Origin of the sequence: Nocardia sp. NPDC058058, from assembly GCF_042885355.1 — a bacterium.
Classification (GTDB): Bacteria; Actinomycetota; Actinomycetes; order Mycobacteriales; family Mycobacteriaceae; genus Nocardia.
Genome location: NZ_JBHVSA010000001.1, coordinates 1,448,035 through 1,474,531 on the forward strand (window position 1 = coordinate 1,448,035; position 26,497 = coordinate 1,474,531).

The 26,497-nt window shown below is 66.9% G+C and carries 24 protein-coding genes and 1 pseudogene; 9 read left to right on the plus strand and 16 right to left on the minus strand.

Annotation, left to right across the window (positions count from 1 at the left end; genetic code table 11):
• Positions 1-297 carry a hypothetical protein gene (locus tag ACFVUS_RS06695; RefSeq protein WP_387762189.1) on the minus strand — a complete coding sequence of 99 codons (297 nt, stop codon included), beginning with the start codon at positions 295-297 and terminating at the stop codon, positions 1-3.
• Positions 298-311: 14 nt separating this feature from the next.
• A complete protein-coding gene (locus ACFVUS_RS06700; protein ID WP_387762191.1) occupies positions 312-1,496 on the minus strand; it encodes an anion permease in 1,185 nt (394 codons plus the stop codon).
• A gap of 111 nt (positions 1,497-1,607) precedes the next feature.
• Here ACFVUS_RS06700 and ACFVUS_RS06705 point away from each other — a divergent pair, with 111 nt between their 5' ends.
• Both ACFVUS_RS06705 and ACFVUS_RS06710 read left to right on the plus strand, forming a co-directional pair.
• Entirely contained in the window at positions 1,608-2,741 is a 1,134-nt protein-coding gene (locus ACFVUS_RS06705; RefSeq protein WP_387762192.1) for a TauD/TfdA family dioxygenase, read from the plus strand.
• Positions 2,738-3,307: an HD domain-containing protein gene (locus tag ACFVUS_RS06710; RefSeq protein ID WP_387762193.1), complete on the plus strand. Its 570-nt coding sequence runs from the start codon at positions 2,738-2,740 to the stop codon at positions 3,305-3,307. The genes ACFVUS_RS06705 and ACFVUS_RS06710 overlap by 4 nt, the downstream gene beginning before the upstream one ends.
• Here the strand turns inward: ACFVUS_RS06710 and ACFVUS_RS06715 are convergent.
• From ACFVUS_RS06715 to ACFVUS_RS06745, 7 genes are all read right to left on the minus strand, one after another.
• Positions 3,285-4,049, minus strand: coding sequence for a GntR family transcriptional regulator (locus ACFVUS_RS06715; protein ID WP_387762194.1), 765 nt, complete (start codon positions 4,047-4,049; stop codon positions 3,285-3,287). The two genes, ACFVUS_RS06710 and ACFVUS_RS06715, sit on opposite strands and share 23 nt — an antisense overlap.
• A gap of 13 nt (positions 4,050-4,062) precedes the next feature.
• On the minus strand, positions 4,063-5,133 hold the full coding sequence (locus tag ACFVUS_RS06720) for an ABC transporter ATP-binding protein (RefSeq protein WP_387762195.1): 1,071 nt from the start codon (positions 5,131-5,133) through the stop codon (positions 4,063-4,065).
• A complete protein-coding gene (locus ACFVUS_RS06725) occupies positions 5,130-6,011 on the minus strand; it encodes an ABC transporter permease (protein WP_387762196.1) in 882 nt (293 codons plus the stop codon). The genes ACFVUS_RS06720 and ACFVUS_RS06725 overlap by 4 nt, the downstream gene beginning before the upstream one ends.
• Complete coding sequence (locus tag ACFVUS_RS06730) at positions 5,999-6,874, minus strand: ABC transporter permease (RefSeq protein ID WP_387762197.1); 876 nt, start codon at positions 6,872-6,874, stop codon at positions 5,999-6,001. The genes ACFVUS_RS06725 and ACFVUS_RS06730 overlap by 13 nt, the downstream gene beginning before the upstream one ends.
• Complete coding sequence (locus ACFVUS_RS06735; RefSeq protein ID WP_387762198.1) at positions 6,871-7,944, minus strand: ABC transporter substrate-binding protein; 1,074 nt, start codon at positions 7,942-7,944, stop codon at positions 6,871-6,873. The genes ACFVUS_RS06730 and ACFVUS_RS06735 overlap by 4 nt, the downstream gene beginning before the upstream one ends.
• Positions 7,945-8,264: 320 nt before the next feature.
• A complete protein-coding gene (locus ACFVUS_RS06740; protein WP_387762199.1) occupies positions 8,265-9,488 on the minus strand; it encodes an FAD-dependent monooxygenase in 1,224 nt (407 codons plus the stop codon).
• Positions 9,489-9,497: 9 nt separating this feature from the next.
• Positions 9,498-9,932, minus strand: coding sequence for an alpha/beta hydrolase fold domain-containing protein (locus ACFVUS_RS06745; RefSeq protein WP_387762201.1), 435 nt, complete (start codon positions 9,930-9,932; stop codon positions 9,498-9,500).
• Positions 9,933-10,041: 109 nt separating this feature from the next.
• On the opposite strand from ACFVUS_RS06745, the gene ACFVUS_RS06750 reads away from it, so the two are divergent.
• Both ACFVUS_RS06750 and ACFVUS_RS06755 read left to right on the plus strand, forming a co-directional pair.
• Positions 10,042-11,271 (plus strand): alpha/beta hydrolase fold domain-containing protein, encoded by a 1,230-nt coding sequence (locus ACFVUS_RS06750; RefSeq protein WP_387762202.1) that lies wholly within the window; start codon positions 10,042-10,044, stop codon positions 11,269-11,271.
• A gap of 161 nt (positions 11,272-11,432) precedes the next feature.
• Complete coding sequence (locus ACFVUS_RS06755; protein WP_387762203.1) at positions 11,433-12,614, plus strand: cation:proton antiporter; 1,182 nt, start codon at positions 11,433-11,435, stop codon at positions 12,612-12,614.
• 46 nt (positions 12,615-12,660) lie between these two features.
• On the opposite strand, the pseudogene ACFVUS_RS06760 reads toward ACFVUS_RS06755, so the two are convergent.
• The 3 genes and pseudogenes from ACFVUS_RS06760 to ACFVUS_RS06770 form a co-directional block, all read right to left on the minus strand.
• Positions 12,661-13,098, minus strand: a pseudogene (locus ACFVUS_RS06760) (M23 family metallopeptidase); the annotation flags it as partial.
• A 436-nt stretch (positions 13,099-13,534) separates the two neighbouring features.
• The gene (locus ACFVUS_RS06765) at positions 13,535-14,332 is read right to left on the minus strand and encodes an RNA polymerase sigma factor SigF (RefSeq protein WP_387762204.1); all 798 of its coding nucleotides are present in this window, start codon (positions 14,330-14,332) and stop codon (positions 13,535-13,537) included.
• A gap of 131 nt (positions 14,333-14,463) precedes the next feature.
• Positions 14,464-15,987 carry a sensor histidine kinase gene (locus ACFVUS_RS06770; protein ID WP_387762205.1) on the minus strand — a complete coding sequence of 508 codons (1,524 nt, stop codon included), beginning with the start codon at positions 15,985-15,987 and terminating at the stop codon, positions 14,464-14,466.
• Between the two features lie 314 nt (positions 15,988-16,301).
• Here ACFVUS_RS06770 and ACFVUS_RS06775 point away from each other — a divergent pair, with 314 nt between their 5' ends.
• Positions 16,302-17,081 carry an alpha/beta fold hydrolase gene (locus ACFVUS_RS06775; RefSeq protein ID WP_387762206.1) on the plus strand — a complete coding sequence of 260 codons (780 nt, stop codon included), beginning with the start codon at positions 16,302-16,304 and terminating at the stop codon, positions 17,079-17,081.
• Positions 17,082-17,130: 49 nt separating this feature from the next.
• Here the strand turns inward: ACFVUS_RS06775 and ACFVUS_RS06780 are convergent, their stop codons facing one another.
• On the minus strand, positions 17,131-17,808 hold the full coding sequence (locus ACFVUS_RS06780) for a TetR/AcrR family transcriptional regulator (protein ID WP_387762207.1): 678 nt from the start codon (positions 17,806-17,808) through the stop codon (positions 17,131-17,133).
• 74 nt (positions 17,809-17,882) lie between these two features.
• Here ACFVUS_RS06780 and ACFVUS_RS06785 point away from each other — a divergent pair, with 74 nt between their 5' ends.
• From ACFVUS_RS06785 to ACFVUS_RS06800, 4 genes are all read left to right on the plus strand, one after another.
• On the plus strand, positions 17,883-19,037 hold the full coding sequence (locus ACFVUS_RS06785; RefSeq protein ID WP_387762208.1) for an FAD-dependent oxidoreductase: 1,155 nt from the start codon (positions 17,883-17,885) through the stop codon (positions 19,035-19,037).
• A gap of 354 nt (positions 19,038-19,391) precedes the next feature.
• Positions 19,392-20,906 (plus strand): DNA mismatch repair protein MutS, encoded by a 1,515-nt coding sequence (locus ACFVUS_RS06790; RefSeq protein WP_387762210.1) that lies wholly within the window; start codon positions 19,392-19,394, stop codon positions 20,904-20,906.
• Positions 20,903-22,390 carry a DNA mismatch repair protein gene (locus ACFVUS_RS06795; RefSeq protein WP_387762211.1) on the plus strand — a complete coding sequence of 496 codons (1,488 nt, stop codon included), beginning with the start codon at positions 20,903-20,905 and terminating at the stop codon, positions 22,388-22,390. Before ACFVUS_RS06790 ends, ACFVUS_RS06795 begins: the two co-directional genes overlap by 4 nt.
• Before the next feature lie 81 nt (positions 22,391-22,471).
• Positions 22,472-22,927 (plus strand): hypothetical protein, encoded by a 456-nt coding sequence (locus tag ACFVUS_RS06800; RefSeq protein ID WP_387762212.1) that lies wholly within the window; start codon positions 22,472-22,474, stop codon positions 22,925-22,927.
• Here ACFVUS_RS06800 and ACFVUS_RS06805 read toward each other — a convergent pair.
• From ACFVUS_RS06805 to ACFVUS_RS06815, 3 genes are all read right to left on the minus strand, one after another.
• The gene (locus ACFVUS_RS06805) at positions 22,918-24,387 is read right to left on the minus strand and encodes a hypothetical protein (protein ID WP_387762213.1); all 1,470 of its coding nucleotides are present in this window, start codon (positions 24,385-24,387) and stop codon (positions 22,918-22,920) included. The genes ACFVUS_RS06800 and ACFVUS_RS06805 overlap by 10 nt on opposite strands.
• A 21-nt stretch (positions 24,388-24,408) precedes the next feature.
• Complete coding sequence (locus ACFVUS_RS06810) at positions 24,409-26,013, minus strand: FMN-binding glutamate synthase family protein (protein ID WP_387762214.1); 1,605 nt, start codon at positions 26,011-26,013, stop codon at positions 24,409-24,411.
• A gap of 91 nt (positions 26,014-26,104) precedes the next feature.
• On the minus strand, positions 26,105-26,416 hold the full coding sequence (locus ACFVUS_RS06815; RefSeq protein ID WP_387762215.1) for a hypothetical protein: 312 nt from the start codon (positions 26,414-26,416) through the stop codon (positions 26,105-26,107).
• Positions 26,417-26,497: the final 81 nt, after the last annotated feature.

Consider the following 26,497-nt stretch of genomic DNA (forward strand, 5'->3'; position numbering starts at 1 on the left):
TCATTTCTTGGGAGGTTTGGCGCCGAAGAGCTGGATATCGAACGAATGGCTGATGAAATCCTTGGCGATGTACAGGATTCCGAGCCCGACCGCGATGACCACGATCGCGAAGCAGAGGTAGGCCACCGCCTGAACGGCCGGATTGCGCACGGCGGGAGCGCCATTGGCGGTGGCGGGCGCGTCGGTGGCCCAGAAGCGGATGCCGACCGAGAAGATCAGCGGCAGTCCGACACCGAGCAGCAGCGCGATCAGGGTGACTTCCCCGAGGGATTTCGCGATGGCGGTAACTGTATGCATGGATCCGTGGCTCCTCAGACCGTCGCGCCGGTCTTGATCTCCGAAGACGGTGCGAGCCCGCCCTCCCATTCGTCATTGACATTGTCGGTGCCGACCGGATTGCGCCGGGACCGCAGGTAGATGTAGCCGGACACCGCGATCAGCAGGGCGAAATCGACCAGCACGCCGCCGAGTCCGCCGAACAGATCGGCGATGAACCAGCACAGCGCGCCCACCAGACCCGCCAGCGGCAGGGTGAACAACCAGGCCAGCGCCATGCGTCCCATGACACCCCAGCGCACCTCCGCGCCCGGCTTACCGAGCCCGGTGCCCAGAATCGAGCCGGTGGCGGTCTGCGTGGTCGACAGCGGCAGGCCGAATTGCGCCGAGGTGAGAATGATTGCCGCCGAAGAGGATTCGGCCGCGAAACCCTGCGGGGAATCGATTTCCACCAGCCCCTTGCCGAGCGTGCGGATAATCCGCCAGCCGCCCAGATAGGTGCCCGCGGCAATGGCCAGCGCGCAGCAGACCTTGACCCACAGCGGAATATCGTCGCCATTGGTGAAGGTGCCGTGCGCGACCAGGGCCATGAAGATCACGCCCATGGTCTTCTGCGCGTCATTGGTGCCGTGCGCGAGCGAAACCAAACCGGCAGAACCGATCTGGCCCCAGCGGAAGCCGTCGGAGACCTTCTTCTTGTTCGCATTGCGGGTGAGCCGGTAGATCAGGAAGGTGCCCAGCGCGGCGACCAATGCCGCCACGAACGGGGCCAGCGCGGCCGGAACGATGATCTTGCTGATCAGCCCGGTCTTCTCATTGCCGGTCCAGATCACACCGCTCGCGCCCAGCGCGGCCACGGCCGCACCGATCAGGCCGCCGAACAGCGCGTGCGAGGAGCTGGACGGAATACCGAACAGCCAGGTGAACAGATTCCACAGAATTCCGCCGACCAGACCGGCGAAGACTATGTGCAGCAATTCCATATGGTGGACGGTGCTGATATTGAGCAGCCCGCCCGAGACGGTCTTGGCCACTTCGACCGACAGAAACGCGCCGATCAGATTGAGTACCGCCGACATGGCCACGGCCACGCGCGGTTTGAGCGCCCCGGTGGCGATCGAGGTCGCCATCGCATTGGCGGTGTCATGGAAACCGTTGGTGAAATCGAAAGCCAACGCGGTGATGATCACGATCAGAAGCACGATCAGTTCTGCACTCACCCACGTATTTTCAGTCGCCTTCCGGCCGTCGGCTACGGCTCCGCGCAGCTGTTCACTCGAAGTTCAGAACGCGACCACCCAGTGTGTCCGAGCTGTGCCATACTCCAAAACATGTATAGCCAAGTTTCGAGCGGGTGCGGGGTCGAGGCGGCTGTGATCGGCGGCGATGTGCGGCTCACAACCGGTGACAGCACCATCGACATACCCGCAATCTGGTTGCGGGACAACGCACCCGACGCGGACAGCCGGGACGTGCTCAGCGGGCAGCGGCTGTTCGACATCGTCGATCTGCCCGCCGATATCCGGGTCGCCGAGGCGACCGTCGCCGACGGCCGCCTGCGGGTGCGGTTCTCCCCCGATGACCATCAGACTTCGTTCCCGCTGCACGCGCTGCTCGGCGACGCGGACCGGATGGCGATCCTCGACCTGCGCAGCGAACGCGCCAAACGACTGTGGATCGACGCCCGGGACGCGGCGGCGCTCGAGCCGATCGCCTGGGAGAGCTATCTGCGTGCTCCCGCGCCCGCGCTGCGCCAGGTGGTGGAGTGGGGATTCGCACTGCTGCACGGCGTTCCGGCCGCGGCCGGACAGGTCACCGCGGTCGCCGATACCTTCGGATACGTGCGCGAGACCAATTACGGACGCGTATTCGATGTGCGAGTCGAGCCGAATCCGGTGAATCTGGCCTTCACGGGATTGGCCATCACACCGCATACCGATAATCCGTATCGCGAGCCGGTCCCCACCCTGCAACTGCTGCTCTGCCTGCACAACGCGGCCGAGGGCGGTGATTCCGGACTGGTGGACGGATTCGCCGCCGCCGCCGCGCTGCGCCGCACCTATCGCGCCGCCTTCGATGTCCTCACCTCGACCCCGGTCGCCTACCGCTACGAGGGTGACGGCACCCGGCTCGGGGCGATGGTGCCGCTCATCGGGCTCGACGCCGAACAGCGAATTCGCGAGATCAGGTTCAACAATCGGTCCATGGCGGTTCCACTCGCCGATCCGGACCGGGTGCGCGCGTTCTACACCGCCTATCGCGCCTTCGCCGAACTGCTCTACGCACCCGCGGCGCGGCTGAACTTCCGGCTCGACGCCGGTGACTGCCTGATCTTCGACAACACCCGCGCACTGCACGCCCGCACCGCGTTCGCCGCCGCCGGTGGCCGCCACCTCCAGGGCGCGTACGCCGATCTCGACGGGCTCACCAGCACGCTGCGCCGACTCGAGGAGCACGCGCGATGACCTCCGCGTATCACGTATTGAGCGAACTCTTCGACAGCGAGGGCGCGGCGGACTATCTCGGCGAACAGGTGTCGATGGCCACCCATATGCTGCAAACCGCGCGGGTGGCCCGCGAATCCGGCGCACCGGCGGCCTTGATCGTGGCGGCGCTGGTGCACGATGTCGGGCACTTCGCCGGCGCGATGAGCGGGCGCGAACTCATGCGCGGCACCGACAATCGCCATGATCTCATTGCCGCGCAGTGGCTTTCGCAGTGGTTCGACACCGACGTCACCGAACCGGTGCGATTGCACGTCGCGGCCAAACGGTATCTGTGCGGGACCGACCCGGAGTACCACGACCGGCTCTCGGAGGCCTCGAAATACACCATGTCGGTCCAGGGCGGACAGATGAGCGCCGCCGAACTCGCGGCCTTTGCCGCCGAACCGTACTGCGAATCCGCCACCGCGCTGCGCAGATTCGACGATGCCGGAAAGGATCCGGACGCGCCGATACCCGCCCTCGCCGACTTCCGCGCCGAAATCGACGCCCTGGATCGCACGCTCAGGTCGCCAGCAGCGACCTGACCCGGCTCACCGCGCCCGCGGCCACCGAATTGCGCACCACGAACGCGACCGCCGAACCGACATAGGTGTCGAACGAACACTCGAGCACCTCGCCCGCCGGATCGGTGGTGCGCCGGATGGTGCGCAACAGCGGTGTGCCGGTACGGATTCCGAGCAGTCCGGCGGTCCGGGCCGGTGCGGCGACGGCATCGATGGAATGTTCGGCGTCGGCGAAGACGATGCCGTAGTTCTCCAGGTGATCGGTGATGGATTCGGCATCCAGATCCATGGCCAGGATCGGTTCGGCGAGCCGTTCGGGATAGTAGGTGTTCTCCAGCATGGTCGGGGTGCCGCTCAGCAGGCGCACCCGCTCGACATGAAAAGCGTGCTGCCCCTTGGCCAATCCCAGCTTCTCACGGACCTCCTCGGTCGGGAGCACACTCGCGGTCCCGACCGTACTGCTGCTCGGGGTCTCACCGATGCTGCGCGCCCACCGCGCGAAGCTCACCAGTTCGGTCATCGGCTGCGCGCGCGGCCCGCGCAGCACCTGACGGCGCGCACCCTGCCGGGAGGAGACCACGCCCGAGGCGCGCAGGAACGCGAACGCCTGCCGAATGGTGCCGCGTGAGACGCCGTAGCGCTCGCTCAGGCGATGCTCGGACGGTAGGGCGGATCCGTCGGCGAACTCACCGTTCTCGATCGCCGCGCGCAATTGCTCGGCGATTTCCCGGTAGCGGGGAACCTTCGGATGCTCAGTGGTCACACGGCAACTGTATTCAACGCGAATCCGCCGCCAGCAGCACCGGGCGGTCCAGCAGCGAAACCTCGACCCGGGTGCCGGGGGTCAGCTCGGCGGCACGGTGGCTGGCCACATCGGCGAGCAGTTCCAGACCGTCGGGCCGGGTCAGGCGCAGCCGGGTGGTCGCGCCGAAGAACGTTCCGGACTTCACAGTCGTTGTGCCGTCCGGGGTTTCGTGCACCAGCACCGCTTCCGGACGGGCCAGCACGGTCACCGCGCCCGACGGTGTGGACTCACCGTCGCACACCAGCACCTGTTCACCGACCCGCACATGAGTCGCGTCAACGGCGGTCGCCGGAATGCGATTCATGGTGCCGACGAATTCGGCGACGAACGGGGTCGCGGGCCGCTGATACACCTGATCGGGACTCGCGCACTGTTCCATGCGGCCGTTGCGCATGACCGCGACCCGATCGGCGATGGCCAGCGCCTCCTCCTGGTCGTGGGTGACGAAGACGGTGGTCACGCCGAGTTCGCGTTGAATGCGGCGGATCTCCTCGCGCAATTGCTGGCGCACCTTGGCATCCAGGGCCGAGAGCGGCTCATCGAGCAGCAGTACCCGGGGTGCGATGGCGAGTGCTCGGGCCAGCGCGACGCGCTGCTGCTGACCGCCGGAGAGTTGATGCGGATACTTCGTCACATGTTCGGCGAGACCGACCATATCCAGGAGTTCACGCGCGCGTTCGCGTCGCCGCTTGGCGGGCCGACCGCGCAGGCCGAGCCCGAACGCCACATTGTCCTGCGCCGACATGGTCGGAAAGAGGCTGTAGGACTGGAAGACCATGCCCATATCGCGCTTGTTCGCCGGGATCGACGCGGCATCGCGGCCGCCGACCAGGATCTGCCCCGAGGTCGGGTGATCGAATCCGGCGAGAATGCGCAGCGCGGTGGTCTTACCGCAGCCCGAGGGGCCGAGCAGGGCGATGAACTCACCTGGTTCGATATCGAGGGTGAGCCCGTCCAGCGCCCGCACCGGCCCGTAGTGCCGGTGCACATCGGTGAAACTCACCGCGGTGCTGCTGATTTCGGGGACGGTCTGGGCGGTCATCGGGATTCCTTCCGGGATCGACCGGCGATCGAGACGACGATGAGCAGGACGAGCCAGGTCAGCACCAAGCTCAGAATGGACAGGGCGACCTGCAACTGACCGTCGGTATTGGCCGACTGCGCCAGCCACACCGGGAAGGTCCGGAAGATCAGGATCTTCGCGATCGTGTACTCCCCCATGACAAGTGCGAAGGTCAGGAAGGCCGCGTTCAGGATGGAGGTGCGCAGCGCGGGCAGCACCACCCGCCACAGCACCGTGAACCAGCCCGCGCCCAGATTCTGCGCGGCCTCGACCAGCACATCGATCCGGGAGCCGCGGATACCGGCATCGAGGGCGCGGAAGGTGAACGGCAGCGCGATCACCACGTAGACCAGCGCGAGAATCAGCGAAAGCGGTTGCCGCTGTATCGCGGTGAAGACCTGGGTCACTTCCACGTAATCGCTGTTGTTGCCCCAGGACAGCACACTGCGCACGCCCACCACCAGGGCGACCGGCGGAATCACCAGGGGCAGTAGCGATAACAGCTCGACCAGCGGGCGCGCGGCGGGCAATCGCAGGTGCACCAGCAGCATGGTCGGCACCATGAGCACCAGGGTGATCACCACCGCGATCAGGCCCAGCGCCAATGAGGTGCCCAGGGCGTCGGTGAGTCCACCGGCGGACAGGATATGCCCGTACGCACGGAAACTCACCCCGTTCTTGTCGTGGATGGTGAACCAGAACGCCACCGCGAACGGGCCGATGAAATAGAGTCCGGCCAGGCCGAGCACGATCCACCGCCAGTACGCCGTCGGGCGCGAGATTCCGCGCCGGCGTCCCGAATTCGGTTGTCCCGCAGCGCCGCCCAGCACCACGGCGGGATCGGTCACTGTAGCCATCGGGAGGTCCTGTTCTGCATGTACTGGTAGAGCAGGGTGAGCGGAACCACCACCACGATCATGTTCAAAGCCATCGCCGCGCCCAGATTCTCCTGTCCGACAAGGACATTGCCGGACACCGCGCTCTCGATCTGGAGGGGCGTGATCGCCAGGGTGCCGTTGGTGAGCGCGTCGGCCGTCGCGAAGGAGGAGAACGAGGTGCAGAACAGCAGCGCCACACTGCCCAGGAAATGCGGCAGCAAAGCCGGACCCGCGACATAGCGCCAGTACTGCCAGCCGCGCGCGCCCAGGCTCTCGGCCGCCTCGCGCCATTCCGGGCGCAGCCCCTCCAGGGCCGGGGTGATCACCAGAACCATCAGCGGGACAAGGAAATACAGGTAGACGAACTGCACGCCCAGCTGGGAGTAGAGATCGAAGTGCAGATCATCGCGGAGTGAGACGCCCAGGTGATCCTGTACCAGTTTCGTCAGCACGCCCGCATTGCCGATCGCCGCGACGAACAGGAACGCCAGTGGCAGCCCGCCGAAATTCGCCAGCACGGCGGCCGAAGTGGATACCGCGCGTTGCAGCAGCTGTCCGCGCCCGCTCGAAATCGCGTGTGCCAGCACGATACCCAGCACCGCCGCGATGACGGCGACGACCAGCGAGAGCACCACGCTGTTCTTCAGTCCGGTGAGGTACGCGCCCTTCAGCGCCGCCGCCACATTCGCGGTACCGAAGCCGGTATTTCCGCTATCGCCCACCTGGAACGCGGAATACGCGATCACACCGGTGGGCAATAGGAAGAACACGCCGATATAGGCGAGGAACGGAACGAGCCCGAGCCAGCGCAGGGCTCGGGCCGAACGGGCCGGGGAACTCATTTGACGGTATTCGCCCAGTTCTGGGTCATGACATCCTTGGCCTTGGCGGACTGATCGTCGGTCGGGTAGACCGCCTTGTCACTGGGCGCGGGCAGCACCTTGGCCAGCGCCGGATCGACCTTGCCGCTCTTCTGCATCGCGGGCAGCCGCACCGGGCGGGCGAAACCCTTGAGCAGCCCGTTCTGACCCTCATCGCTGTACAGGTACTCCTGCCACAGGCGCGCGGCGGCCGGATGCGGTGCGGTCTTGCTGATGGCCTGCGCGTAGTAGCCGCCGATGGTGGCATCGGTGGAGACCGCGACCGTCCACTTCACCCCGGTGTTGGCGGTGGTCTGCGCGATGCCCGCGTTCAGGTAGTCCCAGTCGATGATGATCGGGGTCTCACCGGACTGCACGGTCGCCGCGGTCGCCTTGACCGGAACGAAATTGCCTGCCGCCTTGAGCTTTCCGAAGTAGTCGATACCGGGCTGGATATTGTCCGGCGAACCGCCGTTGGCCAGCGCGGCCGTCCATACCGCCATGAGCGCGGAATTGCTCTTGAGCGGATCACCGCTGAGCGCGACCTGACCCTTGTACTGCGGCTTGATCAGATCGGCGATGGTGGTCGGGCACACCTGCACCTTGGCCGAATCGCAGCCGATCGACATGTAGCCGCCGTAATCGGCGAACCACGTTCCGTCCGAAGCCTTCTGGGAATCCGGGATATCGGCCCAGCCGGTCACCTTGTAGGGCGCGTACAGCCCCTCCTTGGCCCCGCTGATGGCGAACGAGGTGCCCACGTCGACCGCATCGGGCGCGCGATCCTGCCCCTTCAGCGATTTGATGGCATTGATCTCATCGGCGCTGCTCGCGCCCGGATTGTCATCGTTGACCTTGATCCCGTACTTGGCGGCGAAATTGTCCATGAGTTCGCCGTAACCCGCCCAATCCCGTGGCAGCGCCATGAGATTGAGCGTCCCCTCCTTCTTGGCCGCGGCGATCAACGCGTCCATCCCGCCCAGGTCCGCCGCCGAGGTGGCGGTGGCGGCACTGCTCGCCGCCGTCTCGGACTTCTTGGTGCAGGCTCCCATGCTCAGGACCAAAGCCCCTGCGACGAGACAGATTCCAATATTGCGAGCAGATGCGATGCGCACGAGCGACTCCCGGTCCAGCGTTCGATCAAATACCGGGAATCGATCACGATCCCGGCAACACGTACATACATTCGGCCCGAAAGTTGTATAGCCAAGATATCCGAAACATACGGAAGGTGAACAGAAAATGTGATGTCCGGTCCACTTTCTGTTCACCCCATCTTGCGCTTGAATCGCTAAGCGCCGCAGCCGAATGCCCCGCCCCTACGCGGTGGCCCGCCCAGACGTACGTTGCCGAACGTTCGCGCGGGTGCGTATCACCCCTGTGTCAGGGCTTCGAAACCCGTGTAGTCGTGCAGGGTTATGGCGTCGGCCTTGTGCAGGGACTTCGACATGAGGCCGCGCAGGGGCTTGGAGGTCATGACCCGGACCGAGAGATTGCGCATGCGGATGGCGGCCCGGCTACCGGGCAGGAAACCGTTCACGCCGCCCGGCGGCAGCTGCTGGCATTCGGTCACGTACGGGCGCAGCTCCCGCTGATAGCGATCGAAGGCCGCGTGGTGGTCATCGCGGGAGCGGGCCAGTTCACCGGCCAGAACGTACGCGCCGACCATGGCCATGGCGGTGCCGTTGCCCGAGAGCGGGGAGCCGCAGTAGCCCGCGTCGCCGATCAGGGCGACGCGGCCGCGGGACCAGCTCTCCATCCGGGTCTGGCTGATGGTGTCGAAGAAGAAGTCCGGGGCCTGATCCATGACCTCGAGCAAACGCGGTACGTGCCAGCCCAATTCGCCGAACCTCTCGACGAGAATGCGCTGCTGCCCGGCCCGATCGTGCCGGTCGTACACCAGATCCGTTGCCGTGAAACCGAACATGGCCTTGGCGCTGGTCGCCCCCTCGGGCCGGATGGCCGCGAGCAAGCCACCGGGCGCGTTGTACATCAGGAACCAATCCTCGAGGTCCAGGCCGTCCACCGGGACGGTGAAATAGGACAGGTACGCGCCCAGATGCCGCACGAACTCGGATTCGGGACCGAAGGCCAGGCGGCGCACCGTGGAGTGCAGGCCATCCGCGCCGACGACGAGGTCGAACACACGCGAGGCATTGCGGCCGAAGTCGACCACCACGCCATCCGCGGTCTCACGCAGTTCGGTAACCGTATCGTCGAACAGGTACTCGACATCGGATCGCGCTGCGGCATAGAGGATGTCGGTGAGATCGCCTCGCAGGATCTCGATCTCGGCGACCGCGCCCTCTCCGTCGAAGAGGTCGGCGGACATGCTCGCCGACCACGCACCGGCGGCATCGACATAGGCCAGACCGCGCTCGTGCACCCGGGCCCGCTCGATCTCGGGCAGGATGCCCATGCGCTCGGCGACCTCCTTGGCGACACCGCGCAGATCCACGGCCTGTCCGCCGGGGCGCGGGGCGGGGGCGCGTTCGACCACGGTCACCTCGAATCCGTAGCGGCGCAACCAGTACGCCAGGGTCAGCCCGGCAATGCTGCCGCCGGAGATCAGCACGGTGCGAACGGGGGTATTCATCGAAAGCTCCTAGAGAGTGGGAATGGTCAACTGGCGCAGGATGGGTGGCCAGCCCTGCTCACGTGCGAGCCTGCGCACGGCGGTGGCGAGGGCGCCGCCCGCACCTCGACCGCCGATGAGCAGGCGGTCCGGATCCGCGGACACCTCGGCCGCGTGTGCCGCGGCCCATTCGAGGGTGCGCAGGGCATCGCGCTCCATGGCCGGGCGCTGCTCGGGCCGTAGCTCGTAACGCACCGCGAGGACGACGAAATCGCCTGCGGTGGAGAAGGTTCGGCACAAGACGTCGAGATCGAGCGAACGACTCGGAACATCGATCTCGAACAGCGTCAACAGTGCGCGCGGCGGGCCAGTGGGGGCGGGCCAGTAGATGTGGGAGCTGCGGGCGACGATCGCGGACCGCAATCGCAGCTCGGCGACCCGGTGACGGGCTGGGATGGAAGGCACCCCGGAACATTCGCATCGGCCCCGCCACGGACGGAAGGTCCGAATACGCATGACAGTCTTGCGTCCACGGCATGACCGTTCGCACCGGATCTGGGCAATACTGACGATCATGAATGCCCAGACCGGCGAGCACACGGCCGGAAGCCCGACCCCACTTGCCAAGGCGCCCGACGCGATCGAGCTGCGCCACCTGCGGGCCTTCATCACCGTCGCCGAGGAACTCAACTTCGGCCGGGCCGCCACCCGCCTGTATGTCTCACAACCCGCACTGAGCAGGCAGATTCGCGCGCTGGAACGGCTGGTCGGCTGTGATCTGCTGCGGCGCACCACCCATCGGGTGGAGCTGACACTGGCCGGGGAGGCACTGTTCGATCGCGCGGGCCGGATTCTCGACGCTGTGGACGAGGCGGTGTCCGCCACCCGGGCCGTCGGCGGGGAACTGCTGGCGCGAATCGCGCAGTACTGGGAGCCCTTCGGCGATCCCGACCCCGAATTGGGCGTGCTGCGAGCGGCTTACGAGGATCTGCACGCGCAATTCCCGCCGCCGCCGGAGGTCACGGTGCGCCCGGCCAATGCGGGCGGGGTGCCGAGTCTGCTGGTGCGGACCGCGAATCCGGACGACAGCACCGTGCTCTATCTGCACGGCGGCGGATATATCGCGGGCTCCGCGTTCGGCTACCGCTCGCTCGCCGGGGCGCTCACGGTCGCCGCGAACAGCAACACGCTCATCCCGGATTATCGTCTCGCGCCGGAACATCCATTCCCGGCGGCCGTCGACGACGCGCTCAGCGCCTACCGCTGGTTGCTCGACACCGGCGTCGAGGCCGAGACCATCACCGTCGCAGGCGATTCGGTCGGCGCGCACCTGACGCTGTCGATGCTGCTGCGGTTGCGGGAGCAGCGACTGCCCCAACCCGCGAGCGTCGTATTGCTCTGTCCCGGAATCGATCTGCACTGCGGAGCGACCGATGCCGAGCTACCGGACGCGCAACCGGGCCAGGTGTCGGGAGCGCATTTCCACCGCCGCATCGTGCCCGATTATCTGGCCGGGCATCCGGACGATGATCCGATCGTCGCCCCCTTGCTGGCGGATCTGACCGGCCTGCCGCCGCTGCTCATCCAGGCGAGCACGGGTGACTCGCATCTCACCGACGCACATCGACTCATCGACCGCGCACAGGCGTGCGGGGTGCCGGTTCAGCTCGAGCTCTATCCGGTGGAAACCCATAATTTCCACCTCTTCCGGTCGTTCCTGCCCGAGGCGGCGGACGCTCTCGAGCACGCCGGGAAGTTCATCCGGGACCGGGCCGGACGGGCGCGGGTTCGGTCCAGCGCGTAGCCCTTCTACCTCCACAATCACCCCTCGCCCGTTTTGCCCGATTAGGGTTAGGGCGTGAATATTGCAGCAACACAGATATTGCGCTCGTACGTAGCACGGTTCGAGTTGAAGATGATCACCTCCGGCCCAGCCGGCCGCAATCTCACGGACGGCTGAGCTGAATGGTCGCGCATGAAACCGCACTGTCACTGGTTCAACTGGGCGCGGTGCTCTTCGGATTGGGATTGCTCGGACGACTGGCGGCACGGATCGGTATGTCACCGATCCCGCTCTACCTGATCGGCGGGCTGGTGTTCGGCACCGGCGGGCTGATCGAACTGCAGCATGTGGACCAGTTCATCGAACTGGCCAGCGAGATCGGCGTGGTACTGCTGCTCCTGCTGCTCGGATTGGAATACACCGCAAGCGAATTGGTGACCGGGCTGCGCAGCTCCTGGGCCGCGGGCGTGGTGGACCTGATACTCAACGCGGTGCCCGGCGTGGCGGTGGCATTGATCCTGGGCTGGGGAGTCACCGGGGCGGTCGCCATGGCGGGGGTCACCTACATCTCCTCCTCCGGCATCGTCGCCAAGGTGCTCAATGATCTGGGACGACTGGGCAATCGGGAGACGCCGACGATTCTGTCGATCCTGGTGTTCGAGGATCTGGTGATGGCCAGCTATCTGCCGGTGCTCACCGCCATCCTGGCCGGGGCCGGATTCGCGGCGGGTATGAAGACGGTCGCCATCGCGCTCACCGCGGTCACCGTGGTACTGGTGGTCGCGCTGCGCTACGGCAAATGCGTCTCCAAGATCGTCGACAGCGAGGACCGGGAGATCTTCCTGCTCAAGCTGCTCGGCTCCGCCCTGCTGATCGCGGGAGTCGCGTCCGCACTTCAGGTTTCGGCGGCGGTCGGGGCGTTCCTGCTCGGCATCGCCATCTCCGATTCCACCGCGCACAATGCCACCAAACTGCTGGAACCGCTGCGCGATCTGTTCGCGGCGCTGTTCTTCGTACTGTTCGGGCTCAGCACGGATCCGGCGAGTATTCCGCCGGTGCTCGGCTGGGCGATCGTGCTGGCGGTGCTCACCGCCGGAACCAAGATCGCCACCGGATGGTGGGCGGCCGGGCGGGCCGGGGCTTCCCGCTACGGACGCGCCCGCGCCGGATCGGCATTGGTCGCGCGTGGTGAATTCTCCATCGTCATCGCGGGTCTCGCGGTCGCGTACGGGGCGGTGCCGCCCGAGTTCGCGGCGCTCGCGACCACGTACGTGCTGATCATGGCGGTACTGGGACCGGTCGCGGCGCGCCTGATCGAACCCGCGCTGCGCTGGGCGGATCAACTGCGCGTGCGCACCGCCTGAGCCCGATCGTCCCGTGGCCGCTCGTTCCGGGCGGCCACCGGGGCGATCAATCCCGTTCCGGGCCCAGGGAAATGCCGCGGCTGGCCAGCCAGGGCAGCGGATCGACCTTGTCCGCGCCGTTCAGCCACACCTCGAAATGACAGTGCGGGCCGGTGGAGAAACCTCGATTGCCGACCGTGGCGATCTGATCACCGGCCAGCACCCTCTGGCCCACATCGACGGTCGCGGTATCGACATGCCCGTAGACGGTGATGGTGCCGTCATCGTGCTGAAGTCGCACCCACATACCGAAACCCGAGGCCGGGCCCGCGCTGATCACCTTGCCGTCCTCGACGGCGTAGATCGGCGTGCCGATCGGGGCGGCGATATCCACGCCCAAATGTTCGGCGCCCCAGCGCGAACCGAAACCCGAGGTGAAGGTGCCGTCGGCGAATTTCACGAACAGCGGGCGCAGTTTCGAGGCGGCGCGGGCGGCGATTTCGGCTTCGAATTGCTCGCCATTGCGCAGAATGTCTTGGAAGTCTTCGGGATTCTCCACCTGGGCGGCATCGAGAATCTCCGGGAAATGCGCATCGGTGCCATCCAGGGTGGCAGGCTGCAAAGCCGCCAACTCCCCCGTGGCCGCGGTGTCCATCGGCTGTTCATGCGTTTCCTGCATACCGGCCTGGGTCGCGGCCACCGCCGCGCCCGCGGCCACCGCGGCTATCACCGCGCGACCGCGCAATATCTTGATCGCGGGCTGGCGCCGGTGCGCACCCCGGCCATTCGGAATCCCGGAAGTATTGCCGTGCAATAGAACTGCGCCTCCAACCTCGTTCTGCCCTGAGTCGGCCGCGAGACCGTAACAGACGAAGCTGTGAGTCGTTCCCAGGAAACCGTGCCGGCCGGAGTGCCCGCGCCGTGCGTCATGAGTGGCCGGATTACGCGGTGCGCGCGAATTCCTCCGGGCCGAGTGCCTGTTCACGCAGGTCGGACAGTGTGCGCGTGAGCAATCGCGAAACCTGCATTTGCGAGACGCCCAATCGTTTGCCGATCTCGGACTGGGTGCGATTCTCGAAGAAGCGCCAGTGCAGAATTTGCCGTTCGCGCGCGGGCAATTTCGCCAGCAGCGGGCCGACCGCCATCGCGTTCTCCAAGAGCCGATAGGACGGCTCCTCCGCGCCGAGCGTGGCGACCAGCGGGGACTCACCGGATTCGCTATCGCGCGTAGCGTCGAGCGAACTGGCCTGGTACGCGTTGCGCGCCACCAAAGCCTTGGTGACATCGGCCAATTCGACCTCGAGCTCGGCGGCGATCTCACGCGCGGTGGGCATGCGCTCCAGCCGCTGCGCCAGCACCTCCACCGTGGGGGCGATGCGCTGCTGCAATTCCTTGGCGCTGCGCGGAACTCGCACCGACCAGGTGTTATCACGGAAATGCCTGCGCACCTCACCCATTACCGTTGGCACCGCGAAGGACAGAAACGAACTTCCGCGCGTCACGTCGAAGCGGTCCACGGCCGCCACCAGTCCCATCGAGGCCACCTGGTGCAGATCGTCGAACTCCTCACCGCGACCCTTGTATCGGCGCGCGATGTGCTCCGCCAACGGCAGGCACAGTTCTATGATGCGTTCGCGCAGCGCCTCCCAGCGCGGGTCGGCACGATCGAGCTGCGCCCATTCGGTGAATCGCACCTCGATATCGTCGTAGCTGTCCTTGGTGGCTATCGCCTCGTTCATGAAGTTCCTCACTTCTCTACGAATCCGACAGGTACCGAGTACCCACTCACCCGTTATCAAAACGTAATCAACCCGAATTGATCTCTACCTGCGGGTATCCGACGCCGAAAACGCCGCGTTCCCGGCTCGGATCAACTCGTGGCAGGCGGGCCCGGCGGCACCTCGCGCGGCAATCGGACCGTGAAGGTCGCGCCCGCGCCCGGCGCGGTGTCCACCGTCACCCGGCCACCGTGCGCGACCACCAGGGCCTGCACGATGGACAGCCCCAGACCGGTGCCGCCGCTGGCGCGAGTGCGTGAGGAATCGGTGCGATAGAAGCGCTCGAAGACCCGCGTGGCGGCATCGGGGGCCAGCCCCGGACCCTTGTCCTCGACATCGATCCGGACCTCATCGGACGAGGGCGTGAGCCGCACCGTGATCGGGGCCGGGGCGGGCGTATGGGTCAGGGCGTTGCCGACCAGATTCGCCAGCACCTGCCGCAGCCGGGCCTCATCGCCGACGACCTGGAGGGTGCCCTCGCCCGGGCACACCTCGAGTTTGATCGGGCGGGCGGGCGCGTCCGCAGTGGCCTGCTGGCGGGCGGCGATGGCCTGGGCATTGTGCACCGCGTCCGATCCGAGCGTGAGCAGGTCCACCGGTTTGCGCTCGAACGGGCGGTTGGCGTCGACCCGGGCCAGCATGAGGAGATCCTCGACCAGCAGACCCATCCGGGCCGCCTCGGCCTCGATCCTGGTGAGGATTCCGGCGGCGTCGGCGCTCGCGCCCTGCCGGTACAGCTCGGCGAAACCCCGAATGGTGGTCAGTGGGGTGCGCAGTTCATGACTGGCGTCGGCGATGAAACGACGCATCTTGGCCTCCGACCGCCGCGCGGCCTCCTCCTGCGCCTCGGTCGCGGCCACCCCGTGCTGGATCTGGGCCAGCATCTCGTTCAGGGACCGGGCCAGATGATCGACCTCGGTATCGACATTGCGAACCGGCACCCGGCGATGCAGATCACCGCCCGCGATGGCGGCGGCGGTCTCCTCCACCTGGCGCAGCGGGCGCAGACTGCGGCGCACCACCAGATAGCCGCCGGTGCCCAGCACCAGCAAAGCCGTTATGCCGGTGGCCAATTCGAAGTAGATCAGACCGGATATGGTCTCGCTGTTCTCGGCGAGCGAGATGCCGATGGTGGTCGAACCGTACTCGTTGGCGATGGTGAGCACCCGCCAGCGTGGCATGGACTCATCGGTGGAGCGCACCGTGGCGGGGCCGTCGCCGTGCAGATCCGACAGCGCGGGGGTCGAATCATCGCCTCCCGCCAGGAATTCCGAGTACACGGTGCCATCGGGACCCTTGCGCAGTTCATAGAAGCGGCGCGGCTGTTCGCCGGTGCTCTTCACCGGTTGCGGCGGGCGCGGCGCATCGGTGGGCACCCATACCGCGCGGCCGTCCTCGGTGGTGATCTGTTTCATCGCGCGCGGCTGCGCCCACCCGCGGGCCGCGTCGAAGAGCTGCTCATCGGTCCGCGAGGTGAGCGATCGCGATAGCGCGGAGGTCAGCGCCACCCCCGAGGCGAACAGCACCAGCGCCGCGAGCGCCACCATCGCCACCACCAAGCCGATCCGGAGCGGCACCGAGGATGCCCGCCGCGCCAGCGTCTTTCGCAGGTTCACGTCCCGCTCAGCCCCGGTTCCGAATCGTTGTGCCACACCGTCATGGCTAGATGGTGGCGGTGGCAACCTCGGTGACGCTGTATGTGCGCTGGGTGTTTCCTGTGAGTTCGAGAACACAATGGCCACAAGACTTTTAGCGGGCTGACGGGGATGTCGATCAGGGCCCCCGGGCACCGGTGGGTCCTGATCGATCCGAGGGAAACGAATTCTGCGCCGCATAGGTATAGCGTTCGGGGTAATCAACTGCCCGCCCGACGAGGACATCCGGGCCGTCGCGGTACTCGCGACGCGCCCGCTGGGACAGGAGAACGATCATGCGGATACCGACAACCCTGCGCACCGGTGTGCTGAGCGCGGCGGCCGTGCTGGGCCTCACCGGGGTCACCGCGCACGCGGAGCCCGCGCTGCCGACGGTGGTCCTGGTGCACGGCGCGTTCGCGGACGCCACCAGCTGGGACGGCGTCGCCGCGAAACTGCGCGCCGACGGATACCGGGTCGTGGTGCCCGACAACCCATTACGCGGACCCGCCAATGACGCGGCCGCCATCGAACGCACGCTGAACGGCATCAGCGGGCCGATCGTGCTGGTCGGGCACTCCTACGGTGGCACGGTCATCACCAATGTGGCCGACCCGAAGGTCACCGCGCTGGTCTACATCGCCGGGTTCGCCCCGACCCCGGGCGAACCCGCGCTGCTGGAGATCAATCCGATCCAGTTCCCGGGCAGTCGGCTGCTGCCACCCGCACTGTCGGTCAAGGTTGCCGACGGTGGTCTGGACGCCTACGTCGATCCCGCGTACTTCCACGAGGTCTTCGCCCAGGACGTCTCCGATGCCACGGCCGCGGACATGATCACGCATCAGCGCTCGCTGGCGCTGACCGCCAACCTGGAACCGTCGGGTCCCGCCGCCTGGTCCGGCACCCCCAGCTGGTATCTGGTCTCCACCCAGGACCAGGTCATCCCGCCCGCGTCCCAGCGCTATATGGCCCAGCGCATGCACGCGCACACCAGCGAGATCACCGCCTCGCACGCCTCGCTGGTCTCCCAGCCCCTCGCGGTCGCCGATGTGATCGAGCAGGCCGCCCGCGGCTGAATCGGGTAGGTCCGGCGCGCACGGCCCGCCCGGGGCATAGCGCGCCGGGTTATCGGAGGGTGTCGATACCGGCCAGGATGAGGTCGATGCCGGTGCGGAATTGCGCGCGATCGTCGTGTTCGGCGAGTTGCGCGGCGACCCTGTGCACGAACGGGTATCGCTCCGGATCGTGCCGGGTCCAGGTATCGGCGACGGTCGCCAGGAAGGCCGCGCGGTCGGTGTCGCGGGCGATCCGCGCACCGGCGGCGTACTGGCCCGCGAGACCGAGGATGTAGTTCACCAGTGCCGAGGCGGCGTCGAACTGCGCCGCCGCGGGCACGCCGAGCGCCTCGAGTTGTCCGCCGACGCCCTCCAGAATTCGCATATTCGCGGAATGCCATGGCTCACTGGAGAGTTGAGCGCCCACCCAGGGATGCGCGTCGATCGCGTCGAAGACGCCCAGGGCGACCGCGCGGATGGACTCGCGCGGATCCGCACCCCCGGACACCTCGGCCATGACCCGGGCGATGATGTCGTCCGTGGCCGCCGCGAGCAGGTCGTTCTTATTCGCGACGTGCCAGTAGATCGCGCCGCTGCCGGTGGCCAGGCGGGCCGAGAGCGCGCGGAAGGTGAGGGCGTTCTCACCCTCGGTATCGAGGATCGCGATCGCGGTCTCGACGATGCGCTCCTTGGACAGCGCGTCCGCGCGGCGTTCGGGCCGCTGCTTCTTGGTCGTCACGATTCCCATCTTGACATGTCTGGAACGTTGTTCCAAACTGAATTCATGGAACGCCGTTCCAGAAGACTTGAAGGGAGCTCATCATGACGACATCGATCACCATCATCGGAGCGGGACTCGGCGGACTGACACTGGCTCGCGTCCTGCACGTACACGGCATCGCGGCCACGATCTACGAGGCCGAACCCTCGGCGGCGGCCCGCACCCAGGGCGGTCAGCTGGACATTCATCAGAACGACGGGCAATTCGCGCTGGACGCGGCCGGGCTCACCGACGAATTCCGCGCGATCATCCACGCCGGGGCCGAGGCGCAGCGCGTCTTCGACCGCGACGGCACCCTGCTGCTCGATGTCGCCGACGACGGGCAGGCGACCCGGCCCGAGGTACTGCGCGGGGATCTGCGGCAGATCCTGCTCGATTCGCTGCCCGAGCACACGATTCGATGGGGGCACAAGGTCACCGGCGTGCGACCGCTGGGCGACGGCCGCCACGAACTCACCTTCGCGAACGGTTCGACCGTGCGCAGCGATCTGCTGGTCGGCGCGGACGGCGCCTGGTCCAAGATCCGGCCGCTGCTCTCGGCCGCCACACCCGAGTACATCGGCACGACATTCATCGAGACCTATCTGTACGACGCCGATCACCGGCACCCCGCCACCGCCGCCCTGGTCGGCGACGGCGCGATGTACGCGGCCACACCGGGCAAAGGCATTACGGCGCACCGGGAATCGGGCGGCACGCTGCACACCTACGTACAGTTGAACCGCTCGGCCGCCTGGATCGCCGCCATCGATTTCACCGATGCCGCCGCCGCGACCGCGCGGATCGCGGCCGAATTCGACGGCTGGGCACCGGAACTCACCGCGCTCATCACCGACGGCGACTCCGCCCCCGTGCCGCGCATGATCCACACGCTCCCGGACGGCCACCACTGGAACCGGGTGCCCGGGGTGACCCTGATCGGCGATGCCGCGCACCTGATGCCGCCCTCCGGCGACGGCGCGAACCTGGCCATGCTCGATGGCGCGGAACTCGCCCTCGCCCTCGCCGCCCATCCGGGTGATATCGAAGCCGCCCTCAGCGCATACGAGGCAACCATGTTCCCGCGCAGCACCGCGTTCTACGCCGACGCCCACGAGATCCTCGACCTGTGCCTTGGCGAACGCGCGCCCTACGGCCTCGTCGACCTGTTCAACGGCGTCCCCCAGCCCGAATTCGAAGCGGCCACTCGGTCCTGACCAGCCCCGGCCGCGTCGCCGACACTCCGGTCCACCCGGAAGTTGGCACGAATGGTCAGCAACTGGCCATTCACGCGCTCGTGTCCGCGCCACTACAGTGATCGACGGTCCACAAGCTGTGCGGTTATTGCTCGGTAGCTCTTCCGATCAGAGGTGGCGAAAACAACAGTGGCAGTGACGAATACACATCAGTTGCTGAGCGAGGTGCTCTCCAGATACGGGAGCGTCGAGGAATTCTGCTCGCGCCTTCGCGGCGATGCGGAAACCACCACCGAATTACCGCGCATCACGACCGAACCGGATACCGGGGGGCGGCACCGTCGTCACGATACGGCCTGACAGGAGTGCGAATCGATGGACTTCGGCAGCATTCTGTGGGGCCATGCCGAAGCTCCCGGTCCGGAGACGGCCCAGGATACGACGCTCACGGATCTGAACCTGGATCAGGTCTTCGCGGCCACCGGCGGCGCGGAACACCGGGCGGCACAGTATCGCCCGCTCCGCGATATCGCACTGGTCGGTTTCCGGCAGCAGGTGTTCGGTGATCTCGAGGATGACGCGGTCCGTTCGATATTCGACGCCTTCGTCGACGGAATGCGTGCGGTCCGGGCGCATCTGGAGCGCGCGGGACGGCTGACCCATCCGCAGCAGCGCAATCGCTGGCAGATCGACGCGGAGGCGGTGTACTGCCGGACCGTGCGCGGCATGAGCATCGCGCTGCAAGGGCTCGCGCCGCAATCCGCCGGACTACGGGAATGGGCCGCCTGGTTGTCCGGCTATGTCGATCTCGACTCGTTCCGCGCGTTCGCCGCGGACGGGGCGGGGGTGCGCGCGGAATTGGACGCCGTGCGCTATTCGGTGCAGGTGACCGGCCGACAACTGGTCATCGACCGGTACGGCGGACAGCCCGATTTCAGCGAGACCATCGCGGCGGCCTTCGCCCGGTTCCGGCCCGAGGGTGATCCGCCGCGGCCGCCCGCGGTGGATCCGTGGCCGGATATGAACGAGGTCGAAGAGCAGGTCATCGCGGCGGTCATCGAACAGCATCCGGCCGTCTTCGAACGACTCGGTCGCCATGCCGAGCGATATCGGGACTTCATCGATCCGGTCATCGCGCGATTCGATGCCGAGGTGCGCTTCTATCTCGACTATCTCCGCCTGGTGCGGGGGCTGCGCGCCCGCGGCATGCCGTTCTGCTATCCGGAGGTCACGGCCGACTTCGACGGGATCGAGGTGCTGGACGGTTTCGACGCCGCCCTCGGTTTCGCCCTGGCCAAGCGGCAGGAAACCGTCGTGCGCAATAGTTTCCGGCTCGCGGGAGCGGAACGCGTGCTCGCCGTCACCGGCCCCAATCAGGGCGGTAAGAGCACGTTCGCCCGCATGGTCGGGCAGTCGCTGTATCTGGCCGCCCTGGGCTGCCCGATTCCCGGCACGCGCGCGCGAACCATGCTGCCGGACAGCGTATTCACACATTTCGTGCGCGCGGACGATATCGACGATCCGCACGGCGCGCTCGCGCAGGAGCTCACCCGCATGCGCGAGATCCTCGACCGGCTCACCGCACGCAGCGTGGTGGTGCTGAACGAAAGCTTCAGCACCACCACCGCTTCCGATGCCGTGACCATCGGCGCGGAGGTGGTCGGGCGAATCGTCGACCGCGGTGCGGTGGCGGTGTACGTGACATTCCTGGACGAGCTCGCGGCCGTCCGCCCGGAGGTGGTCAGCATGGTCGCGGGCGTCGAATCCGGCGATGATCCGGTGCGCACCTATCGAATCGAACGCCGGCTGCCCGACGGGCTGGCCTACGCGGCCGCGCTCGCGCAGCGACACGGGCTGACCTACCGCGAGATTCGGGCGAGGATTCGATGATCCCGATCGGCCTGCTGCATCCGCCCGGCGCGAGCGTACACGGGGCGCGCAATGGCGAGGCGCTCACCGACGACCTCGGCCTGGACGAGCTCTACGCCGCCATGGCCGCCGGTGACGAATTCATCGCCCAGGTCGTGAAAACCATTGTGCCCGTAGGACTCACGGATTGCGCGATCATCCGGCACCGGCAGGGCGTGCTCGCGGACTGCTGTGCCGATCCCGATCTGCCGCGCGCGCTGTACGCGGTGACCGCGGCGGCGACCACGGTGCGGCGCTGGACCACAGGGCGCACCCGCGAACCGCGCGGCAAGCTCGGATTGGCCCTGCAACCGCTGGAGGCGCTGATCGGACATCTGCGGCAACTGCGCCAGACGCTCGAGAAGTACGCCGCCTCCTGCACCTCGGACGGACTGCGGCGACTGCACCGGGTGCTGACGGCACAATTGGACGAGAACTATCTCGGGGTGCTCGAACAGCACGTGGCCGCACTGTATTTCGAGCACGGCATCCATTTCAGCGCGGCGCTGGGCACCGGGAACAAAGCCGATCGGATCATGCTGCACGAGCCCCCGCCCGCCGCCAAACGGCTGCGCCTGGGCCGCCGCTCCGGCACCGTATTCGAGGCCTTCGACAATTTCGAATTCCATGACGGCGATCCGCTGCGGGCGGTCATCGAACCGCCGCTGGACAGCGTCGCCGAGGTGATCTCCCGGGTCACCGACAATGTGCAGGACTTCTTCCGGCAGTTGCGCACCGAACTGGCCTTCTACCTCGGCGGCGTGAACCTGCACGAGCGGCTGACCCGATCCGGCGCGCCCGTCTGCTTCCCGGAACCGGTCGCCTCGGACGAGAACCTCATGCGCGCAACGGATTTGCGCGATACGGTGCTGTGCCTGACCGCGTCCGAGGTGATCGGCAGTGATATCGCGGCCGATGGCGCGACCCTGCTGGTCGTCACCGGCGCCAACAGCGGCGGCAAATCGACCTTCCTGCGCGGCACGGGAACCGCGCAACTGCTCATGCAGGCCGGAATGTTCGTGACCGCCAAGACTTTCCGCGCCGATGTGCGCGCGGGCATCTTCTCGCATTTCGTGCGCGCCGAGGATCCGACCATGACGCACGGCCGCCTCGACGAGGAACTGTCCCGCATGGCCGAGATCGTGGACGCCCTCACCCCGGGCGCACTGCTGCTGTGCAATGAGCCCTTCGCCTCCACCAATGAGCGCGATGCGGCCGCCATCGCCGAGCCGATCATCTCCGCGCTGCTCGACTCCGGGGTCAAGATCGTTCTGGTCACCCACCTCTACGAATTCGCGCATCGCCGCCATGGCGCCGGGCACCGCACCGATCTGTTCCTGCGCGCCCGCCGCGACGCCGAGGGCAGGCGCACCTATCGACTGACCGCCGGGCCGCCCGAACCGACCAGCCATGGCGCGGACATTTTCCAGGGCGTCTTCGGCCCGGCGGACCTCGAGAACAACTAAACACCGTTAACCAATGACTTTTCCCGGCATCCCAAACCGGTTACATTCGCGGTCGACAGTGCGGGCGATACGAGGAGAGTCATGAACACGAGCGAGCTGGCGACGGCGATCGAACTGGGCATCGACACCCGGATCACCCTGGCCGCCGCCGGGCTGCTGTTCCTGCTGGCACTGCTGCTCGGGGTCTGGAAGTACGAGCAGATCCGCACCTCACCGGACGCGACAGCGCATATCTACGTCGATATCGCACATCGGGCGACCCTGCTCTACTCCTTCGCCACCCTGCTGCTCGCGGTGTTCACCGAACTCAGCAGCTGGCCGACCGCAGTGAATCTGACCGCCGATATCGTGGTGCTGATCTTCTTCGTGGCCGCGATCGCCGCCTATATCGTGCACGGGTTGCTGAAGGACACGACGAACCAATTCCACGGTCAGACAGGCAAAATCGGCACCAATGTCTCGATGATCGCGCTCATCATCGGTGAGGTGGGCGGGTTCGCGGTGCTGTTCGCCGGATTCATCGCCGGTCAATTCTGATATTCGGCCAGAGTGCAGGCCAGATCCAGATTGTCGACCGTGGCGAGATAGGCGGGCGGTCTGACCGGCGAGCCGAGTTCGCCGAGTTCGTTCAGCAGGGCGATATGCGCTGACCAGGTGATGCCCGGCTGCTCGTGCAGAACGGGTGCGAGGGCGCGAATGGGATCGGCCGCGTCGAGATCACCCAGACTGTGAATGGCCGTATGGCGGATCACTTCCCGGGGGTCGGTGCGGGCCAGTTCGACCAGACGATCGATCGCCTCCGCAGCGGGTGCGTGCGCGACGTAGGTGCGCAGCGCCTCATAGGCCGTCGTTCCGGTCGCGGTTGCGAGGTATTGCCATGCGGCAGTGGCGATTCCGGGGTCGACCGGCAGCAGGATCAGCGAGTACATGGCGGCCTTGCGGACGGACAGGCTGGGATCCGCGGTGAGCACCAGCAGGGTGTCGGCGTCGGACCAGCCGACCAGAACCGCGGCCGCGCATTCGCGCACCAGCGGATCGGGGTGCGTCGCCAGCCGCCCGGTCAGGCGCGTCCGCGCACCGGAATCGTAAGCACTCCAGTCGATTCGGCGTAGCGTGCCGGTCAGCTCCAGCCAGTCCTGATCCGGGTTGTCGAGAATCGCGATGACGGCATGCTCCGACAGCACGTCCGGGGGACGCGGCGGTGTGGACGGATGGGGCGGGTGGTCCGGACGCGGCGGACGGAGCAGATCGGCGACCGGGCGCACCCATTCGCGCACCGCGGCAGCCTCTTTCGCGCCCGCGGTGTGGACCGACGACTCGAACTGCGCGCGCAGATCCTCGAACGTCTCGAGGGCGGCGGCACGAAGCTCCCGTTCATTCGAATCCCGGAGTTCCGCGACGGCGCGCAGCACCCGGCGAGTCGGGTAGTAGCGCAGCGTGTTCACGGCCACCGCCGCGAGTTCGGCCGATCGATCCCGGGCCGCCGCGAGCAGCCCCTCCTCGGCCGCGACCGGCTCCTCCCACAGCAGCGTTTCCGCTGCCACCGCACGGATGTCGCGGTCGCGGTGATCGAGGGCTCGAATCAGCACGGGCATGAATTCGGGCTCACCGAAGCCGAAACCCATACCGGCCAGCGCATCCGCTTGCAGGGGATGCGCGTCATCGGCCGCGACCGGGATCAGCAGATCCGCCTCGGCGCGGCCCATCAGGCCTAGGGCGTGCCGCATGACGATCGGATCGCCACTCCCCCACCAGGTTCGGAGCGCTTCGGCTGCGACGGCGTCCTGGTAGGCGACGACCACATCCGAGGCCTGTGTCCGAATCGGTTCGGGCAGTTCGGCGTCGAGCATCATCGCGGTGAGGGGTTCGACGGCGCGATAGTCCTCGAGGGCGGCCAGCGCCTCCAAGGCGGCAGTCCGGTCCGGGGCCGGGGTGTCGGCTCCCCCGGCGCGGGCGAGCAGTTCGAATGTTCGCGTCCGATCGTGTTCGGCGGCCATCCGCTCAGAATGACACGTCGGCTACCGATCCATGCCGGCGAATTGCGGGCGGAACGAATCCGGATCGGCCGCCACCCAATCCAGCACCCAGCTCGCGGGCGGCTCCTCCAGCAGCTGGTTCGGGGTGAGCCATTCGTACAGCTCGGCGTAGGAGCGCTGCTCTGTCGGTGATATGCGCTTGCGCAGCAGATGCGGGGTGAGTTGCGCGATCTCCGAAACACCCAGCGAGGCCATCAGTTGCGCGGCCTGCATCGTGGTGGCCTGCTGATAGCGGAATACCCGCTCACTCTTGTCCGCGACATCCAGGGCGTGGGCGCGGCGCGGATCCTGGGTGGCCACACCCACCGGACATTCATTGGTGTGGCAGCGCTGAGCCTGGATACAGCCGACCGCCATCATCATGGCGCGCGCGGCCATGGTGAAGTCCGCACCCTGGATGAGCCGTTTGACGATGTCATTGCCCAGCGCGATCTTGCCGCTGGCGCCGAGTTTGATCCGATCGCGCAGCCCCGCGCCGACCAGCGCGTTGTGCATGATCATCAGGCCATCGGTGAGCGGCAGCCCGACATGGTCCTCGTACTCCAAAGGCGCTGCGGCCGTTCCGCCTTCGGCGCCGTCGATGATGATGAAATCGGGGGTGCTGCGCTCGGCCAGCATGGCCTTGCACAGCGCGAGCACTTCGACCCGCGAGCCGACGCACAGTTTGAAGCCGATCGGCTTACCGCCGGAGAGATCACGCAATCCGGCGATGAACCGGATCAACTCGCGCGGCGTCGAGAAGGCCGAATGCGCCGCGGGACTGACGCATTTCTCGTGCACGGGTACGCCGCGGAATTCCGCGATCTCCGGGGTCACCTTCGCGGCGGGCAGCACACCGCCCAGACCCGGCTTCGCGCCCTGGCTGAGTTTGACCGATACGGCCTTGATGTGGTCGTGCGCGACCCGGTCCTTGAACCGCGCGGGATCGAAATGTCCGTCGCCGGTACGGGTTCCGAAGTAGCCGGAGCCGATCTCCCACACCAGATCGCCGCCGCCGTCCAGGTGATAGGGCGTGAGTCCGCCCTCACCGGTGTCATGCGCGAAACCACCCAGTGCCGCACCGCGATTCAGCGCGCGCAGCGCATTGGCCGACAGCGCGCCGAAACTCATGGCCGAAACATTCAGCAGCGCCATGGAATACGGCCGCGTGCAGTCCGGGCCGCCGATCAGCACCCGCGGCGGCTTCGCCAGCTGGGGCACCGGGGCGATGGAGTGCACCAGGTATTCGTAGCCGACCGCCTCCACATCGCGTTCGGTGCCGAAGGACAGCTCACCGTTGATGCCCTTGGCGCGCTCGTAGATCATGGTCCGCACATCACGGTCATACGGGCGGCCGTCGTAGTTGCGCTCGATGAAGTACTGCTGCAATTCCGGCCGCAGGCTCTCCAGCAGATAGCGCATATGCCCGAGCACCGGATAGTTCCGCAGTATCGAATGCCGGGTCTGGATGATGTCGTAGACGCCGAGCACGAGCAGCGCCACCAGGATCACCAGCAGGACGAACCAGGCCCAGGACCCGATGGCGGCGGCCACGCCGACCGCGAGGACGGCCGTGGCGAGAAACCCGATCAGGAAAAACCGGAGCATGAGCCGTCCTCGGATCGCTGGGCTGGCGTACCCGCGCAGCCTAGCGAGCGTTGCTGTGAGCGGGCCGCCGAAATCGCCGGGCGAGTGCGGGTCAGGCCTTGCGATCCACCGCGGCCCAGGCGGTGAGCGCCACCGCGCTCGATACCACCGCCACCGACGGCCAGGCGCCGATCTTCTTGGCCAGCGGATGCGAGGCGCCCATCGCCCCGATCGACAATCCGGTCAGCGCGGCGGCGCCGCCGACGCCGATCGTCTTGCGCCACTGCGGAATAGCGGCCGCCGTGCCCGCGGCGAAGACCACACCGCCGAGCTGCCGCTTCTTGGTGGCCTGCGCGAGTGCGAATCCGCCCACCAGACTGCCCGCCGCGAGCAACGACGTTGGTACCGCGGGAATTCCAGCCATCTGACTACCTCCATCTCCGAGCTGTCCATTCGAACACCTCGACGATAACCGGAGGAATGGCCGCCGGTTCATCGGGGCGGG